Source organism: Steroidobacter gossypii, assembly GCF_016801985.1.
Lineage (GTDB): Bacteria > Pseudomonadota > Gammaproteobacteria > Steroidobacterales > Steroidobacteraceae > Steroidobacter > Steroidobacter gossypii.
This window is the reverse complement of record NZ_JAEVLS010000003.1, coordinates 235,549-252,736: the sequence shown is the minus strand read 5'-3', so window position 1 is coordinate 252,736 and position 17,188 is coordinate 235,549. Positions and strand designations below refer to the sequence as shown.

The 17,188-nt window shown below is 63.3% G+C and carries 14 protein-coding genes; 8 read left to right on the top strand and 6 right to left on the bottom strand.

The features are described from left to right. Nucleotides 1-2: 2 nt before the first annotated feature. Together JM946_RS15015 and JM946_RS15010 are read left to right on the top strand one after the other, a co-directional pair. Complete coding sequence (locus tag JM946_RS15015; protein ID WP_203168109.1) at nucleotides 3-3,185, top strand: multidrug efflux RND transporter permease subunit; 3,183 nt, start codon at nucleotides 3-5, stop codon at nucleotides 3,183-3,185. Further along, nucleotides 3,178-4,611 (top strand): efflux transporter outer membrane subunit, encoded by a 1,434-nt coding sequence (locus tag JM946_RS15010; protein WP_203168108.1) that lies wholly within the window; start codon nucleotides 3,178-3,180, stop codon nucleotides 4,609-4,611. Before JM946_RS15015 ends, JM946_RS15010 begins: the two co-directional genes overlap by 8 nt. 1 nt (nucleotide 4,612) lies before the next feature. On the opposite strand, the gene JM946_RS15005 is transcribed toward JM946_RS15010, so the two are convergent. Beyond that, nucleotides 4,613-5,476 (bottom strand): DMT family transporter, encoded by an 864-nt coding sequence (locus tag JM946_RS15005; RefSeq protein ID WP_203168107.1) that lies wholly within the window; start codon nucleotides 5,474-5,476, stop codon nucleotides 4,613-4,615. A gap of 68 nt (nucleotides 5,477-5,544) precedes the next feature. On the opposite strand from JM946_RS15005, the gene JM946_RS15000 reads away from it, so the two are divergent. Next, the gene (locus JM946_RS15000) at nucleotides 5,545-6,969 is read left to right on the top strand and encodes an aminotransferase-like domain-containing protein (protein ID WP_203168106.1); all 1,425 of its coding nucleotides are present in this window, start codon (nucleotides 5,545-5,547) and stop codon (nucleotides 6,967-6,969) included. A 24-nt stretch (nucleotides 6,970-6,993) separates the two neighbouring features. On the opposite strand, the gene JM946_RS14995 is transcribed toward JM946_RS15000, so the two are convergent. The 4 genes from JM946_RS14995 to JM946_RS14980 all read right to left on the bottom strand — a co-directional run bounded on the left by JM946_RS14995 (nucleotide 6,994) and on the right by JM946_RS14980 (nucleotide 11,294). After that, a complete protein-coding gene (locus JM946_RS14995) occupies nucleotides 6,994-7,521 on the bottom strand; it encodes a peptidase associated/transthyretin-like domain-containing protein (RefSeq protein WP_203168105.1) in 528 nt (175 codons plus the stop codon). Between the two features lie 103 nt (nucleotides 7,522-7,624). Continuing rightward, nucleotides 7,625-9,820, bottom strand: coding sequence for a sensor histidine kinase (locus JM946_RS14990; protein WP_203168104.1), 2,196 nt, complete (start codon nucleotides 9,818-9,820; stop codon nucleotides 7,625-7,627). Between the two features lie 172 nt (nucleotides 9,821-9,992). Continuing rightward, complete coding sequence (locus JM946_RS14985) at nucleotides 9,993-10,715, bottom strand: protein-L-isoaspartate(D-aspartate) O-methyltransferase (protein WP_407700551.1); 723 nt, start codon at nucleotides 10,713-10,715, stop codon at nucleotides 9,993-9,995. A gap of 9 nt (nucleotides 10,716-10,724) precedes the next feature. Beyond that, nucleotides 10,725-11,294, bottom strand: coding sequence for a BON domain-containing protein (locus JM946_RS14980; protein WP_203168103.1), 570 nt, complete (start codon nucleotides 11,292-11,294; stop codon nucleotides 10,725-10,727). A 144-nt stretch (nucleotides 11,295-11,438) separates the two neighbouring features. Between JM946_RS14980 and JM946_RS14975 the strand changes: the two genes are divergently transcribed. From JM946_RS14975 to ku (JM946_RS14955), 5 genes are all read left to right on the top strand, one after another. Continuing rightward, the gene (locus JM946_RS14975) at nucleotides 11,439-12,293 is read left to right on the top strand and encodes a trypsin-like serine protease (protein WP_203168102.1); all 855 of its coding nucleotides are present in this window, start codon (nucleotides 11,439-11,441) and stop codon (nucleotides 12,291-12,293) included. A gap of 90 nt (nucleotides 12,294-12,383) precedes the next feature. Continuing rightward, on the top strand, nucleotides 12,384-14,180 hold the full coding sequence (ligD, locus tag JM946_RS14970; RefSeq protein ID WP_203168101.1) for a DNA ligase D: 1,797 nt from the start codon (nucleotides 12,384-12,386) through the stop codon (nucleotides 14,178-14,180). A 130-nt stretch (nucleotides 14,181-14,310) separates the two neighbouring features. Beyond that, nucleotides 14,311-14,532, top strand: a complete 222-nt coding sequence (locus JM946_RS14965) for a hypothetical protein (protein WP_203168100.1) — start codon at nucleotides 14,311-14,313, stop codon at nucleotides 14,530-14,532. After that, complete coding sequence (gene ku / locus JM946_RS14960; RefSeq protein ID WP_203168099.1) at nucleotides 14,532-15,314, top strand: non-homologous end joining protein Ku; 783 nt, start codon at nucleotides 14,532-14,534, stop codon at nucleotides 15,312-15,314. Before JM946_RS14965 ends, ku (JM946_RS14960) begins: the two co-directional genes overlap by 1 nt. After that, nucleotides 15,307-16,326, top strand: a complete 1,020-nt coding sequence (ku, locus tag JM946_RS14955; protein WP_203168098.1) for a non-homologous end joining protein Ku — start codon at nucleotides 15,307-15,309, stop codon at nucleotides 16,324-16,326. Before ku (JM946_RS14960) ends, ku (JM946_RS14955) begins: the two co-directional genes overlap by 8 nt. Nucleotides 16,327-16,369: 43 nt before the next feature. On the opposite strand, the gene JM946_RS14950 is transcribed toward ku (JM946_RS14955), so the two are convergent. After that, entirely contained in the window at nucleotides 16,370-17,185 is an 816-nt protein-coding gene (locus JM946_RS14950; RefSeq protein WP_203168097.1) for a hypothetical protein, read from the bottom strand. Between the last annotated feature and the right edge of the window lie 3 nt (nucleotides 17,186-17,188).

The following is a 17,188-nucleotide window of genomic DNA, read 5'->3' as shown; positions in this document are numbered from 1 at the left end:
GAGTGTCGCCGCGCTTCTTCATCGATCGGCCGATCTTCTCGTGGGTGATCGCGCTCGGCATTCTGCTCGCCGGCGCGCTGGCGCTGCGCTCGCTGCCCATCGAGCAGTACCCCGACATCGCACCGCCTTCGCTCACCATCGCCGTCACTTACCCCGGCGCGGACGCCGCGACGTTGGAAACAAATGTCACGCAGGTGATCGAGCAGGAGTTGAACGGCGTGGAAGGCTTCTTGTACATGTCTTCCACCAGCCAGTCGAACGGCAGCGCCTCGATCACGGTGACGTTCGCCTCGGGCACCGACATCGACATCGCGCAGATGGATGTGCAGAACCGGCTGCGCTCGGTGGAGCAACGCCTGCCCGAAGAAGTGCGTCGCCAGGGCATTCTGGTGAGACAGGCAACCTCCAGCTTTTTGATGATCGTCGCCCTCACCTCCCGAACCGGCGCGACCAACTCGCTGGAGCTGGGCAACTTCGCCGCCACGCGCGTGATCGACGAGCTGCGCCGCGTGCCTGGCGTCGGCGACATTCGTTCCTTCTCGTCCGAATACGCCATGCGCGTCTGGCTCGATCCGGACCGCCTCACCACCTATAGGTTGTCGGCCGCGGAAGTGCTCGCGGCCGTACAGGAGCAAAACACTCAGTCGCCAGGCGGACAACTCGGCGATCGTCCGCTGGCCCGGCAATCCGAGTTGAATGCACCGATCCTGACGCAGAACCGCTTCACCACGCCGGAACAATTTGCATCCATCATCTTGCGCGCGAACCCCGATGGATCCGCGGTGCGTCTCGGCGATGTGGCGCGCATCGAGCTCGGGGCGCAGAGCTACGCCTCCGATCTGGAGCTGAATGGCAAGCCCGCCGCCGGCATGGGCATTCAACTCTCCACGGGCGCCAACGCCCTGGCCACCGCGGAAGGCGTCAAAGCGCGCATGGCTCAGCTGCAACGTAACTTTCCGCAAGACATCAGCTGGGCCGTGCCCTACGACACCACGCCGTTCATCAGCATCTCGGTGGACGAGGTGGTGAAAACGCTCATCGAGGCGATGGTGCTGGTGTTCCTGGTGATGTTTCTATTCCTGCAGAACTGGCGCGCCACCTTGATCCCCACCATCGTCGTGCCGATCGCGCTGGCGGGCGCCTGTCTCGGGCTATGGGTGCTCGGCTTTTCCATCAACGTGCTGACGTTGTTTGGCATGGTGCTGGCCATCGGCATTCTGGTCGACGACGCCATCGTGGTGGTGGAGAATGTCGAGCGCATCATGACCGAGGAAGGGCTGCCGCCGTATGAGGCGACGGTCAAGGCCATGACGCAAATCACTTCGGCGATCATCGGCATCACGCTGGTGCTGGTGGCCGTGTTCGTGCCCATGGCTTTCTTTCCAGGGTCCACCGGCGGGATCTACCGACAGTTCTCGCTCACGCTGGCGCTGTCGATCGCCTTCTCCGCCCTGCTCGCTTTGACCCTGACGCCCGCGCTTTGCGCCACTCTGCTCAAGCCGGAAGACGCGCACGGGGGCGAGCAGCATGGTCATGCGCGCAGCCGCGTCGGCCAGTGGTTCGAGTGCTTCTTCGAGGGCTTCAACGACTGGTTCGCCAGGGTGACGCAGCGCTATCAGAACCGCGTCGGCCAGATTCTGGCCCGGCCGCTGCGCTTTCTCGCCGTGTTCCTGCTGATGGTGGGACTGACCCTGTTGTTGTTCATGCGGCTGCCCGGCAGCTTTCTGCCCGCAGAAGATCAGGGCTCCGTCATCACCGTCGTGCAAGCGCCTCCGGGCGCGACGATCACTCGCACCAACGAGGCGATCGAACAAGTCAGCGGCTTCTATCGCGCGCAGCCACAGACGAGAAGCATCGTGTTCGTTCGGGGCTTCAGCTTTTTCGGGCAGGGGCAATCCAATGCGATGGCGTTCGTCTCGCTGCAGCCTTGGGATGAACGCCCGGGCACGGAGAACAACGCATTGACCCTGGTGGGCAAAGCCAACATGGCGTTGTCGCAGGTGAAACAGGCGATGATCTTCACGCTGAACCCGCCGTCGATTCCATCGCTCGGCGTCGCGGCCGGATTCACGTTCAAGCTGCAGGATCGAGCCGGTCTCGGGCGCGAGGCATTGCTCAATGCGCGCAATCAGATGCTGGCCGCCGCGACTCAGAGTCCCCTGCTCGCCGCAGTTCGCCCCGAAGGACAGGCGGACTCGCCGCAGCTGCGAGTGCTCATCGACCGAATCAAAGCGCGGGCGCTGGGGCTCTCCATCGCAGACGTCAACGCCACTCTCGCCATCTCGTTCGCCAGTTCCTATGCGAACGACTTCAGCCGCGAGGGGCGCATTCTGCGCGTGCTGTTGCAAGCCGACGCGCCCTATCGAATGACGCCCGAGGACATCCTGGCGCTGCGAGTCAGAAACGCGCAAGGCGAAATGGTGCCGTTCGGCGCGTTCACTACCACCGAGTGGACGGCGGGCCCGCCGCAGATGGAGCGCTACAACGGCTATCCCGCCATGACCATCTCAGGCTCGCCTGCCCCGGGCCGCTCCACCGGCGAAGCCATGAATGAAATGGCGCGACTCGCCGAGCAACTGCCCGAGGGGTTCGCTTTCGAATGGACCGGCATCTCGTATGAAGAGCAACAGGCCGGCGGACAAGTGGGCGCGCTGCTCGGCTTGTCGCTCATCGTGGTGTTTCTGTTGCTCGCGGCGTTGTATGAGAGTTGGTCGGTGCCGCTGTCCGTGTTGCTGATCGTGCCGTTGGGCGTCTTGGGCGCGGTGCTGTTCACGATGTTGCGCGGCTTGCCGGCCGATGTTTATTTCAACGTCGGCCTGATTGCGATCATCGGCCTGGCGGCCAAGAACGCCATTCTGATCGTCGAGTTCGCGCTCGAAGAGGAAGCGCATGGCAAGGCGCCGCTCGAGGCGACCATGAATGCGGTCAAGCTGCGCCTGCGGCCCATCGTCATGACGTCGCTTGCGTTCATCCTGGGCATGGTGCCGTTGGTGGTGTCGAGCGGCGCGGGCGCGGCCAGCCGGATCGCGGTTGGCACCGGCGTCATGGGTGGAATGATTGCCGCGACCATCCTGGGCGTGTTTTTCATTCCGCTCTTGTATATGAGCGTGCGGCGATGGATTGCGCGCAATCCGCGCCGGCCTCCCGCCTCGACGCGCGATGTTACGGAGTCGGCAAATGGCTAGGGTTTCCATTGCATTTGTCTTTGCCTTCGCCGGCGTGCATCTCGCCGGATGTTTGGCGCCTCGCCATGTGCGACCGGAGCTGCCGACGCCGGATGCTTACGCGGAAAGTTACGTCGAAGATCCGAGCACGGGCGCGCAGGCGACCACGCTTGGCTGGCGGGATTTCTTTGTCGACCCCCGGCTGGAGGCGCTGATCTCCACGGCGCTCACGAACAATCGAGATCTGGTGATTGCAGTGGCGCAGATCGAAGAGGCGCGTGGGTTGTATCGGATTCAGCGCTCGGAGCTGTTGCCGACGGTTGTCGCCAGCGCCGACGCCACACGCACCGGGCTCGGGCCGGAGGCCGCGGCCACTCAGGGTATCGGCGACGCGCCTGGCCGCGATGTGACGTTCGATCGTTATACGGTGGGCGCTGCCATCGCTTCGTTCGAGTTGGACTTCTGGGGTCGGGTTCGTAACCTGTCGACGGCGGCGCGGGCGGAGTATCTGGCCACGGTTGAAGCCACTCGGTCGTTTCAACTGTCTCTGATTCGCGATGTGGCGCTGACGTATTTTGCGCTGCTCGAGGCTCACGAGCGACTAGAGTTGGCGGAAGCGACGGTGGAAAGTCGTCGTGAGGGGCTGCGCATCGCGAAGAAACGTCTGGATGCGGGTGTGACTTCTGCGCTCGACTTCCGGCAAGCCGAAACTTTGTTGACTCAAGCCGAGACTGAGTTGGCGGGGCTGCGATTCACCAAGGCGCAGAATGAGAATCTGCTGGCGACTCTGGTCGGACGAGCGATCGCGGAGCCGCTGCCGGAGCCGTTGCCGCTGGCCGAGCAGGCCCGCTTGGAAACATTGGCGGCGGGCTTGCCTTCCGATCTGCTGTCGAATCGACCCGACATCGTCGGCGCCGAGCTGCGGCTGCGGGCTGCGCGCGCCAATGTTGGAGCGGCTCGTGCAGCGTTCTTTCCTTCGATCACGCTCACCGGCAGTTATGGGTTTGCCTCGACCGAGCTCGATCAGCTGGTCGGCAACGACCGACGCAGCTGGTCGTACGGTCCCACCATCACACTGCCGCTGTTCGATTTCGGCGCCCGCCGCGGCAATCTCAATGTCGCCTCCGCGCGCGAGAACATCGCGATCGCGGACTACGAGCGCACCATCCAGGTCAGCTTCCAGGAAGTCTCCGACGCCCTCGCCGGCCGCCGCTTCCTCTCCGAACAGGTCCGCGCCCAGGAACGCGCCACCACCGCCCAACGCCAGCTCGCTGAACTTGCTCGCCGCCGCTACAACGAAGGCGTCGTCAGCTACATCGAAGTGCTCGACGCCGAACGCAACCTGTTCGCCGCCGAACAAGCGCTGCTCCAGGTCCGCCGCTCCGAAGTCTCCAACCTCGTCTCCCTGTACGTCGCCCTTGGCGGCGGTCAGATCGCCGCTCGGTAGCTCACGCCGCCCGCCGGGCGCCGGCGACGCAGCCGACCACGCCGACGGCGGTGGCGATCAAAGGCCAGGCGACGCGTTCGTGTAAAAGGGCTGCAGAGAGACCGATGCCGAGCAGCGGCTGTAACAACTGCAGCTGGCCCACGCGAGAGGCGCCGCCGATGGCGAGAGCGCGATACCAGAAGAAGAAGCCGAAGAGCATGGACCACATCGCGACGTAGCCCAGTCCGATCCAGGCGCTGGAACGCGAATCGGGCCACTGGGTCGGCCAGGTGAACCAGGCGAGCGCGAGCATCACGGGCGCGGCGATGAGCAGCGCCCAGCAAATGACTTGCCATCCGCCAAGACGACGTGACAGCACGGCGCCTTCGGCATAACCGAGACCGCAAATCACGATCGCGGCGAGCATGAAGGCATCGCCAACCAAAGCGCCCTCGGTTCCGCCGTTACTCAACGCGTAAACAGCGAGTAAGCCAGAGCCGGCCACGGCGAAGATCCAGAACGCCGCGTGCGGCCGCTCCCCGCCACGCACCACCGCCCAAATGGCGGTGGACAGCGGCAACAGACCCGTGAACAACAAGCCGCGAGCCGCGCTCACTTCAGTCATCGCAATCGCGCTGAGCAACGGAAACCCGACGACCACCGACACCGCGACGATCAGCAGCGAGCGCAGTTCAGAACGCTCCGGCCGGCCGTTCGCAAACAACGCAAGCGCAAGCGCCGCGCCAAGCGCCGCCAGCAGTGCGCGAGCCGCGGTTAGAAACATGGGTTCAAAGCCAGTGACCGCGGCCCTCGTTGCAGGCAACGAGCCGCTGAAGATCACCACCGCGATCAGGCCCAGAGTGAGCCCTTGGTCTCGACTGTTCATGCCCGGAATCTTGGGCAAAGCCGCGTACGATGGCCAAGCACAGTCCAGTACGGTATAAGCGAACTGTCATGGTCGAATCAGCCGAACAGTTGCAGCCCACGCGGGTGGCCCAAGTGATGCGAGCGATCCAGGCCCGGATCGATCGTCGCCAGTACACGCCCGGATCGCGCATTCCCTCGGTGCGCGCGATGGCGGAAAGCATGGGTGTTTCCAAATCGACAGTGGTCGAGGCTTACGGTCGTCTGGCGGCCGAAGGCGTGGTGCAGCCGAGGTTGGGGTCGGGTTTCTATGTGGCCGCCCCGCTCGCGCCGCTCGATCTCGCCGAGCTCAGTCCCGACACCGACCCGACCGTGGATCCGCTGTGGATGATGCGCCAGGCCCTGCGACCTGGCGGCGACGACATACGGCCTGGCTGCGGCTGGCTGCCGGAAAGCTGGATGCCGCACGAAACAATGCGCAAAGCGTTGCGGAGCGCCGCACGCGACGGTACCGGCCCCGCACTATTCGAATACGCGCCGACCCAGGGCGCCGACACACTGCGCACTTTGATCACACGACGACTCTGGGATCAGGGCGTCGAAGCCACCCCTGAACAGGTGATGCTCACCGACTCCTGCTCGCAAGCCATCGATCTGGTGTGTCGCTTCCTGCTCGAGCCCGGCGCCACCGTGGTCATCGACGATCCTTGTTACTTCAACTTCATGGCGCTGCTGCGTGCTCATCGCGCGAATGTCCTCAGTGTGCCCGTTACGCCAACAGGCCCGGATCTGGCCGCGTTCGCAGCCATCCTGGAGACGCACAAGCCACGCATCTATATCACCAACTCCGGCCTGCAGAATCCTACCGGAGCGACCATGAGCGCCGCCGTCGCGCATCGACTGCTGAAAATCACCGCGCCGCACGACCTGGTGATCGTGGAGGACGACATTTTCGGCGACTTCGAGGAACAACCGGCGCCGCGTCTTGCGGCCTTCGACGGACTGGATCGCGTGATTCGCGTCGGCAGCTTCTCCAAAACATTGTCCGCTTCGGTACGCAGCGGCTACATCGCGGGCCGCCCGGACTGGATCCGCGGGCTCGCCGATCTGCGCATGGTCACGGGGATGGCCACGAGCACCCTCAATGCCGAGTTGCTATCCGCAATGCTGGTCGATGGCACCTACCGGCGACATCTCGAACGCGTACGCGATCGCCTCGCCCGCCTGCGTCAGACGGTCAAGCTGAAACTCGCCAGGCTGGGCATCGTGCCCTGGATCGAACCGGCGGGCGGAATGTTTCTTTGGTGCAAGCTGCCGGAGGGATGTGACGCCGCCGAAGTCACGCGGCGCGCGTTGGCGGAGAACGTCGTGCTTGCGCCAGGCAATGCGTTCAGCGCCAGCGGCGCGGCGAAAGATTTCATGCGCTTCAACGTCACGCACATGGACGGCGAGCGCGTCTACCAGGTGCTGGCGCGCGCCATGGAGAACGGCCGGCCAGCGAAATCGCGTCGCTGACCGGCCCATCGACTCGAAGTTTCGTCAGTTCACACGCACCATGGCCATGCGCTCGGCCGGCGTCAGCTCCGACTCCAGCACCACCATGAAGCCGCTCTTGTTCTTGATCATCGCGCTCTGGCCGCTACGCAGTTTCTGATCGACCTTTTCGGGCTCGATGTTCCACATCGCGCCGGTGGCGGGATCCACCGCCAGCATGCCGATCAGTCCGCCGAACAGCAGGTTGCCCCAGTACCAGCCCGACATCTTCGGCGTCAGCTCCAGCTCGGTGGTCTTGTAGCCGTCCAGCTCCAGCCGCAGCGTATAGCTCTGGCCCTTGAAATAGCCGCCCTTCGGGTCGAGCGATACGATGCACGGTGTCTTCGACACCGAGACCACGTCCATCACGCCGCCGCCGGTCTTGCGAATGGAAGCCGTGGCGCCCGGAGGCTGGGTGGCGATTTCGATCGATCGATTGCCATTGTGAACGATGGATGCACAGCCGCCTGCGAACAGGCTGGCGCCGACCATGCCCATGGCCAGCGCGCAGCGCGCCGCCTTGAAGTTCCTCATGAATCTCTCCCGCCGAGTATTGAAGTTGTGATGTTTGATCCCTGGCGGCGGGCACGCTAGCCGTAGCAAACAACAGGGTCAAGGAACTGTGCACGGCAGCGCTTCAAAGCGTGCGGCGTATCACTTCTGCATGGGCGAGCTTCAGACTGACGTAAAATGTCGCTCCTTGCCCCGGCTTGGAATCGGCCCAGACCTCGCCGCCCATGCGCTGAACGGCCTTGCGGACCAGCGCCAGGCCGATGCCCGTGCCCTCGTAACCGGCGGCATGCAGGCGATTGAAGATCTCGAATATCTTGTCCCGATAGGCGGGATCGAAGCCGATGCCGTTGTCACGAACCTTGAGCACATAGCGTCCCGAGTCCAGGCAGGAATCGAACACGACACGGGGAGGCTGCGAGTTCCTGGAGAACTTCAACGCGTTCTCCAGCAGGTTGGTCAGAACGATGCGCAACCCTTCGCTGTCCGCCAGCACCGGCGTTCGATCCAGATCGACCTGTATCTCCGCGCGCGCCTCCTCGATCACGTCGGCCATGGTGTCGAGCAGATCCTCTACGAACTCCCGGCAATCGATCGGCCCGAAGCGCTGCTCGCGGTGTTCCAGGCGGGAATAGTTGAGCAGGTCGTCGATGAGCCCGGCCATGCGCGTGGCGCCCTGGCGCGCCCTTTCAATGTAACCGCGCTCGACCTCCGTCAAGCGCGTTCCGACGCTCTGTTCCAGCAACGCGCAGAAGCCGTTGATGGCGCGCAACGGCGCCTTCAGATCGTGCGCTACTGCGTAAGCGAAGTTGCGCGATTCGCGATAGGCATCGGACAGTTCACGCGTGCGCTCGCCGACGCGGCCTTCCAACGCATCGACCAGCTCGCGATAGCGACGCTCGCTGTCGCGCAACGATTGTTCCAGTTCCTTGAAGGTGGTGATGTCGACGATGGAGCCCATCATGCGTCCGGACCGGCCCGAGGTGTCCTGCGCCAGGCGTCCCCGCGCCAGAAACCAGCGATAAACCCCATCGCGATTCCGCAGCCGGTGCTCGATCGTCAGTTCCTGTTCCGGGTGGCGTATGAAACGATCCAGATACGCCATGACCTCGGAGTATTCGTCCGGATGCAAACGACTGCTCCATTCCTCGAAGCGATCGGGCAGCTCGTGTTCGCCATAGCCGAGCTGTCGTTTGTACTCGGCGGAGAATCGCACCTCGTTGGAGAGAATGTCCCATTCCCAAAGTCCCACGCCGCCGGCGCGCGCGGTCAGCTCGACCTCGCGCTCCAGCTGGCGTCGCTTGGTATCCACGCTGGTCAGTCGCTCGCGCGCACGCGTCAACGCCTGTTCGGAGACATCGAAGGCCGCTCGCAGTTGCTGTCCCTGGCAGTACAACCACGCTTCGCGCGAGGCCAGGATCGCTGCGAAGATCACCAGCACCAGCGTGCGCCATTGGATGGTCTCTACGGTGAGCTCCTCGGCGAGCAAAGCTGCGGACGCGGCCACGCAGATCAAAAGAAACGAAGGCACCACCGCTTCCACCCAACCCTGGCTCGGCCCTGCCGCCGGTGCATCCGGCTGGCCGCGCTTGTCGACGCTCACCTGCACTTCGGCCGCCCATTGATGGAGCGCGAAGCCCAGCAGCCAGCCGACATTGAACAGACTGGTCGCGCCATACTCGTTGACCAGGATGCCGTGCGTGTACATCAGCCCGGTAATGGCCTGCACCGCCAGCGACAATGTCAGCAATGAATACGAGGTGAGCCGCTCACCCCAGCGATACGACCAGAGGAAATAAATGGCCACGATGAATGCCAGCATGATGGTAACGTTTTCGGTGACCACGATGAGCGAATCCGCAAGCGACTGCCGCATCTCGGCGAACGGACGCGTGAGCGTGCCGATTAACAGGCCGGCCAGGGTGCACAGAATCAGGCCGAGATTGGCGACGCGCAGCCAGGTCAAACGTCGTTCCGGCTGAGTCGCACGCAGCGTGAACAGCCCCAGAATCATGAGCGGGCCGAACGCGAGATAACCCACGTCGGCATAGCTGGGGAATGGCACTCGCACGCCAAGATACAACTCATACACGTTCCAGACGATTTGACCGGCCGTCCAGGCAGTGCAAGCCAGTGCGAATATCATCCAGGCCGCCCGATGCCGGCCTTCCGAGCTCAGCGCGGCGCGCAAGCTACTGATCGCCGCGAGCGCAGCCGCGATCATCCAGGCGATGTCATTAACAATTGTTATTGCGTCGTAGCTGAGCAGGTCGGTGTAGACCAGCAGTGCATACAACAAAAGGGCAGCAACCCACGCTTTCACGAGCGGCCGGGGACCCATTGAGCTGCTGTCGTGGTGTCTGGGTTCGCTCCGCGCGTCTCCCGTATCGCTACGGGAGTTGGGCTCGACCGCTACCATCGTTGCCAGATCTGCTATTTGTAGTGTCTTTTCACCTAGTCGTGGCGCCGAATCGCGGTTCCCCCGATCGGCGGCGTCAATCGCTGTTTCTTCGCAGCGGCACGAAGCGCACCGGGGCCACCACGCTCGAACTGACTTTTCCCGTCGTGTCTTTTTCCAGCACCCGCAGCTGTTGCGTGGACGCGATGGGGCCCACCGGCACGACCATGCGACCGCCAGCCTTCAGTTGATCAATCAGCGGTTGCGGGATGTGATCGGGCGCCGCAGTGACTATCACGATGTCGAATGGCGCGTGCTCGGGCCAACCCGCGTAGCCGTCGCCGGCTCGCACGGTGACGTTCCGATAACCAATCCGATCCAGCGCCTGCTTCGCGCGTTGCGCGAGGACCGGTTCGATTTCGATCGTATAGACGTGTTGCACGAGCTCGGCCAGCACCGCAGCCTGATAGCCCGATCCAGTACCGATTTCGAGTACGCGGTCCGACGGGTCGGGTCGGGCCAGCTCGGTCATGAGAGCGACAATGTACGGCTGCGAGATTGTTTGACCGTCACCGATGGGCAGAGGCGTGTCGCGATATGCATGACGCCGCTCGGCGGCCGGCACGAACTCGTGGCGTGGCACTTTGCGCATGGCTGACAATACGCGCTGGTCGCGCACGCCTCGATCCGCGATCTGGCGCGTCACCATCTCCGACCGCGCCGCTGCGTCATCGGAGGCAGGCCCGGCAGCATTCAGGTCGGGCGCACAAAGCAGACTGAACATGATCGCTCCGGAGATCATGTAAGTAGCCACGGTCATGACCGGACGTCAGCGCTGGACCCGCAGCCGGTTGTGTACAGCGCTCACGCCACTGCACGACTCGACCAGATCTTCGGCACGCCATTTGGCCTGTCGATCACGCACGCTGCCCGTCAAAGTCGCCTCGCCATTGCGCACTTCCACGGATATCTCGCTCGCGTCGATGTGCGGGTCGTCCGTCAGTCGATCGCAAATCAGTTCGATCAGACGTTGATCGCTGCGCGTGTAACCTTTCGGACCTTTACCACGAAACGAGTTGACGCCCAGATCTGCCCAGCTCTGCCGGCCCTGCTGCAACTCACCGAACGAGCGCACCTCGCCATAGATGCGGTTGTCTGGATGACGCTCGGGAGCAAAGCGACCGACAGGATGGCCAGGCCGCAAATCACCTTGCGGCAAAGGCTCTTGTTCACGACTGTATCCACCGCTCGCGGATCCCCGGCGTGAATACTCGTCGCCCGGACCGTAATAAGCGTCACTGTATTCACTGGTCTCCTGGGGTCGGTACTCGCCTACTTGGGCGCCATGCCCGGCGCCTTGCCAGCCGCGTCCTTTGTCGAACACCACGTTGCGTCGCATCTCATTGCTCCGTCAAACCCATAGCAGATATCAGGCCAACGCAGCAGCTGCGCGGAGGTTTCGCAGCTGCGGGAAACTCTAGTTGCACGAGCGTTGCCAAAAAATCACATTGATAAGCAACAACGACTTATGGGGGAGAAAGTGATGCGCTTCATCAGTTTGCTGGCGAGTCTGCTGCTGGTTCTCAGTGCCGCGCAGCCGGCCCATGCCATCACCGGCAAGTTCGTGGACGATTTCGAGCATCCCTTCGTGGGGCTCGCGGTGTTCTATGACGAGCAGGGCGAGTTCATCGGACGCTGCTCGGGCTCGCTGTTATCGCCCACCTTGTTTCTGACCGCGGGGCATTGCATCGAGGGCGCCGACAGTGCGCGCGTTTATTTTCAGCAGGGCGCCGGCGCGAACTTCGATCCGGTCACCGAGCTCGATCCCGTCACGGGCTATCCGGAAACCTGTCTGAGTCAGCCGTGCACGACATCCAGCGAGCTGATCAACTACGGCTATCCGGCCGGCTTCCCGAATACGCGCGACGCGGCCCTGCTCATCCTGGACGATCCCATCTTGCTCAGCGAGTACGGGGTGCTCGCCGAAGCAGGCTCGCTGGATGCGCTGGCGACCCGGCGCGGCCGGCAAGCCATCGACTTCACCGTCAGCGGGTACGGGTTGAGCTACACCAACCCAGCCAAGACCATTTCGTTTCGCGAACGTTTGATGGCGAGCTCGCGCCTGGTCAATCTGCGCAGCGCCCTCACCGGCGGCTTCAATCTGCAGACCACCAACAATCCCGGCGTCGGCGGCGGCACCTGCTTCGGCGATTCCGGCGGTCCGGTGTTCTACGGCGGCTTCAGCTCCAACATCATCGTCGGCGTCACCTCCTTCGGTCTGTCCAGCCAGGTGTGCGCCGGTGTCGATTTCGCGTATCGCACGGATCAACAGGAGTTGATCGATTTCATTCTCGCCAATACGCCCGAAGGCGAGATGGTCACCATCGTCGAACTGTAGCTCCTTCATTCCCGCGCCCCACCGCCCCGGGTCGGAACCGGCCACGGCGGTTTCTCATTGCACTGACATCAGTCCTCGCTCGAGGGCGTCGTGGCTCGCGCATCGCGCACCCTCGCCAACATCCCTGGCGCACGTCGGAGCGCGATGCCCGGCTTCATCGAGCCGTGTCTGGCCACACTGGTGGAAGAAGTTCCAACTCGCGGCCAGTGGTGCCACGAAATCAAATTCGACGGCTACCGGGCGCAGGCCCATCTCGCCAACGGCAAATGGCGGCTGTTCACGCGCAACGGCTATGACTGGACCACGCGCTTCGCCGGCATACCGCAGGCGCTGCGAGCCATCGGCAGCAAGTCGGCCATTCTCGACGGCGAAGTGATCGTGCAGGCGCCCTCCGGTCGCTCCGATTTCCGGCTGTTGCAGGCGGATCTGGCCTCGGGGCGCGCCGACCGCCTCGCCTACTGCGCCTTCGACCTGCTGTACCTGGATGGCTACGACCTGCGCGACGCCGCCCTGAAACATCGTCGCCACTTGCTGCAAGGCCTGCTCGACCCGCCACAGCCGCGCCTGTTGTTCAGCGACGCCATCGAATCCAACTCGGATGAATTGTTACAGCTGGCGTGCCGCATGGAGCTGGAAGGCATCATCAGCAAGCAACTCGACGCCCCGTATCGCTCCAGGCGTCAGATGACCTGGCTCAAGATCAAATGTCACAACAGCGACTCGTTTCCCATCATCGCTTTCGTAGAAAAGTTGGGCGCGCGGCCGCGCCGGATCGCTTCGTTGTATCTCGGCCGTTACGAGCAGGGAAAGTTGCTCTACGCCGGCAAGGCGCAGACCGGATTCACGATGCAGGAGCTGGTCGAGCTGCGCGAGCTGCTCGACCCGTTGATCGCGGGCAAGTCGCCGCTTGCCGTGCCCGTGAAGAAACCCAAAGCGACCTGGGTCGAACCGAAGTTGCAGGCCGAGATCGAGTTCAGCACCTACACCGCGGACGGGCTGCTGAGAGCGCCTGTTTACAAAGGCATCCGGGACGATCTGGCGGACACTCGAGCGGTGCGCGCACCGAAACGGGCTGCGCGTATGGTGCGCAAGCAACGCACCGTGCCACGCGAGAACATCCTGCAGTTGCTCCACGATGCAGTCGCCCCCGACGTGGAGCAGCTCACCCAATACTGGACCCGCATTCACAAGCGAGCGCTGCCCCATCTTGCGCATCGACCCCTCAAGCTGGTTCGCCGGGTCGGCGGCCAGGTGTTCTATCACAAGGGCGCGCTGCCTCCCGTGCCGAAGTCTGTGCATCAGCTGAAGATTCGCAAGCGTGAGGGCGGCGAAGGAACGCGCGTGTGGATCGACGATCTGGCTGGCTTGATCGGCCTGGTTGAGATGGATGTCGTCGAACTGCACCCATGGAACGCGCAGGTCGATGACATCGAGCATGCCGACACCCTGGTGTTCGATCTCGATCCCGGGCCGGGCGTGCCGTGGAGCTTCGTGGTGGATTCAGCTTTCACACTGCGCGAGCTGCTCGACCAACACGGCTATGGAGACAGCTGGCCCAAGCTGACGGGCGGCAAGGGTCTGCATGTGATGGCGCCCGCGTCCGAGCGCATGACGCACGATGCGGCTCACAAGCAGAGCCGAGCACTGTCAGAGTTGCTCGTCAGCACCGATCCCGATCGTTACACCATTACAGCGTCACCGGCAGCACGCAAGGGCCGGCTGTTCGTGGACTATCTTCGCAATGGTCGCGGCACCACCGCAGTGGGCACCTTCTCACCACGTGCACGGCCCGGCTTTCCCATTGCCGCGCCGGTGAGTTGGGCAAGTGTGGAGCGCGGGACGCGCCCCGATGAATTCACGATGGCCAAGCCGCCGCGCGGGCGTTAGCACGGCGTGTGCACCGCTTGTAAGAAATGTACCGAATGTAACTTCGGCACAGCGGTCCTGCCTTGCCGTGGGAACAGGCAGCGCCGTACCTTCGTTTTCCTACAGCGACCGCGACTCCTCGAGGACATCCATGGCAAAGGTTCGAACCAAGGCGATCATCTCCAAGCCCGCTCCCTGGTGGTTGATGCAAGGCGATGAAGAGTGTCCGGCCTGCGGCGAGCTCTATATCTACGAGCTGGAGTTCCGCTGCCCCGAGTGCGACACCATCAGTTGCCTTCACTGCCGGCGGCGTCATTCCGACGGGCGCTGGATGTGCGTGTCGTGCGCCGAGAGCGACAAGGAGACACCGTAATGGCAGCCCGAGCCATCTGGAAAGGCGCGATCGCACTGGGCAAGCAGCACGTCGGCGTCAAATTCTATTCGGCGATCGAAGATCGCAGCGTGCACTTTCATCTGCTGCACGAGAAGGATCGCGCTCCGGTCCAACAGCACATCGTGCGCAAGGACACCGGCGAGGACGTGCCCAAGGAGGAAATGCGCAAGGCGTATGCAGTCGGCCCCAACACCGCCGTCATCCTGCAGCCGGATGAGATCGAGAAGCTGGTGCCGCCGGAGTCGCGCGAGATCGAGATCACCAGATTCGTGCCGCCCGATGCGCTCGGCGATCAATGGTACGAGCGCCCCTATTACCTGGGTCCCGATGGCGATGAGGACGGTTATTTCGCGTTGGGCGAAGCCATGCAACGCAAGGAAGTCATCGGCATCGCACGCTGGGTCATGCGCAAGAAACGTTACCTCGGTGCGATCAGCGTGGTGGATGGCTATCTCGTCATGACCACTCTGCGGCGTGCCGAACAGGTGCTGAGCTTCTCGGGCATCGAGCCCGGCCGGGCGGCGACGCCGCAAGCCAACGAATTCAAGCTGGCCGAACAGCTGGTGAAGTCCATCGAGGCGGATTTCGATCCGCAACAGTGGCAGAACGAATATCGCGAGCGGCTGTGCAAGCTGATTGAAGCCAAGGCTCGCGGTGAAAAGATCAAGCCGGTGCGCGCGAAGAAAAAGCGCGCCGAGGGCAGTCTCGCCGACAGCCTGAAGGCCAGCATCGCCGCCGCCAGGGAGAAGAAAGTTGCCTAGCCGCAAACGCAAACGCGCCCCCGAGCCGCAACAGGAGCAGGAACAGGAGCGCGGCGGCGCCAGCGTACGCTCGCTGTGGTCCGGCACCATCACCTTTGGCCTGGTGAGCATCCCGGTGGACCTGCTCACTGCCGTTCGTCCGCGCCAGACGGCCATGAAACTGGTCGACACCCAGGGGCACGCGCTGGGCCGCGAATATCACTGCTCCAAGGAAGAGAAACGGCTCGCCTACGACGACCTGGTGCGCGGCTATGAAACCGACGACGGCAAGATGGTGGTCATCACCGATCAGGAGTTCGAATCGGTTGCGCCGGAGATGTCGGCCGATATCGAGCTGCGCAGCTTCGTGCCGATCGAGCAGATCCCGGCGCTGTACTTTCAGAAGCCTTATTTCCTGGCGCCTTCCGGGAAATCGGCCAAGGCGTATGTGCTGCTGGCCGCGACCATGGAGCGCACCGGCCGCGTCGCCATCGGCAGCTTCGTGATGCGCGGCCATGAATATCTGGTCGCCATCGTTCCAGACAATGGCGTGTTGCGTGCGGATACGTTGCGTTATGCCGACGAGATTCGCACGCCGGAAACCATCGGCCTGCCCAGGCGTGGCAAGGTGGCGACCACCAAAGTCACTCAGTTCTCCAAAGCGATCGAAGCACTCACCCACAAGGAGATCGAAGTCGCGGACCTGGAAGATCGCGAAGCCCGGGAATTACAGCAGCTGGTCGAGTCGAAGCAGGAAGAAAGCGACGACGTGATCCATCCCAAAGGCGCGGATGCCGCCGAAGACACCGAGGCCGGCGAAGGCGCCAAGATCATCGATCTGATGGAAGTGCTGAGAAAGAGCCTGTCCAAGAACGCCGTGGTCACGACGGCCGGCGGCAGCGAGCCCATCGACCTTGCGGAACGACGCGCTCAGCGCGACGCTCGCTCGAGCTCGACCAAGAAAAAATCGGCGAGCAAGACCACCAAAGCGAAGAAGCGCGCGCCACGCAAGAAAGCAGCGCGGCGGGGATGACCCGCCGCGCCATCTGCGCTCAAGCCTTCGACGCCGGATCGAATCAGGAGACCGGCTCGCCCGCCGCCGCGCGCAGCACGCGCTTTTCCGCTCGTCGACGCCCGACCATTGCACCGACGATCGCCGCAGCCAACGAGATCACCATGGCCACAAACGTGGTCCATGCGGTCTTGGTCGCTGTGTCTTGCGCCCGTTCCGCCATCACCGGAAGTTGTTGACGAGCACGATCCATCAGTTGTCGCGTGCCTTCGCGAACTTCCATCGCGGCCTGTTCTGGATTGTTACGCGCCATCTCTGCACGCTGAGCCGCGTTGCTCAGGATGGAGCGAACCTCCTCCTCCGGCATACCGGTCGCGCCCGCCAGGGTTCGCGCCAGATCCGGATCGCGCAGGCGCGTGAGCATCTGATCGACGTCACCTGAAGACAGATCTTCCGTGCCCGTGGCGACCGAGCTGATGGTTTGCGTCACGCCGCCAAAAACTCCGGAGATGCCGCCGGCAACCAGTCGGACGCCACTGCTCGCAAGCCATAGAATCACCAGAAAACTGAGCACCCATACCAGCGCGCCTTCGAACGCGCCCGCGGCTTTGTCAAACACCAGGCCAAGGCGGGTCGCCGCCATGCCGCCGACAAACAACGCGATCAGCAGCGATAGCGCCGACCAGATCGCCGCGCCCATGCCGATCTCGTCGGCGTTGCCCGAACCCGGCTCCGCCGCCGATATTCCTACGGCGATACCGAGAGTCGTAAGAAACAACAGCGTCCCCATGACGGTCAGCACGCCCGCCCAGATGCCGCCCCAGGACAGACGAAATCCCTCCAGGGGGACCTCGACGTGTTCATTCACTACCGTAGCCATATT

Coding starts and splice junctions, on each gene's coding strand:
- JM946_RS15010 (WP_203168108.1), top strand. CDS start 3,178: ATGGCTAGGGTTTCCATTGCATTTGTCTTTGCCTTCGCCGGCGTGCAT.
- JM946_RS14965 (WP_203168100.1), top strand. CDS start 14,311: ATGGCAAAGGTTCGAACCAAGGCGATCATCTCCAAGCCCGCTCCCTGG.
- JM946_RS14975 (WP_203168102.1), top strand. CDS start 11,439: ATGCGCTTCATCAGTTTGCTGGCGAGTCTGCTGCTGGTTCTCAGTGCC.
- JM946_RS14995 (WP_203168105.1), bottom strand. CDS start 7,521: ATGAGGAACTTCAAGGCGGCGCGCTGCGCGCTGGCCATGGGCATGGTC.
- JM946_RS14980 (WP_203168103.1), bottom strand. CDS start 11,294: ATGCGACGCAACGTGGTGTTCGACAAAGGACGCGGCTGGCAAGGCGCC.
- JM946_RS15000 (WP_203168106.1), top strand. CDS start 5,545: ATGGTCGAATCAGCCGAACAGTTGCAGCCCACGCGGGTGGCCCAAGTG.
- JM946_RS14985 (WP_407700551.1), bottom strand. CDS start 10,715: ATGACCGTGGCTACTTACATGATCTCCGGAGCGATCATGTTCAGTCTG.
- JM946_RS14950 (WP_203168097.1), bottom strand. CDS start 17,185: ATGGCTACGGTAGTGAATGAACACGTCGAGGTCCCCCTGGAGGGATTT.
- ku (WP_203168099.1), top strand. CDS start 14,532: ATGGCAGCCCGAGCCATCTGGAAAGGCGCGATCGCACTGGGCAAGCAG.
- JM946_RS15005 (WP_203168107.1), bottom strand. CDS start 5,476: ATGAACAGTCGAGACCAAGGGCTCACTCTGGGCCTGATCGCGGTGGTG.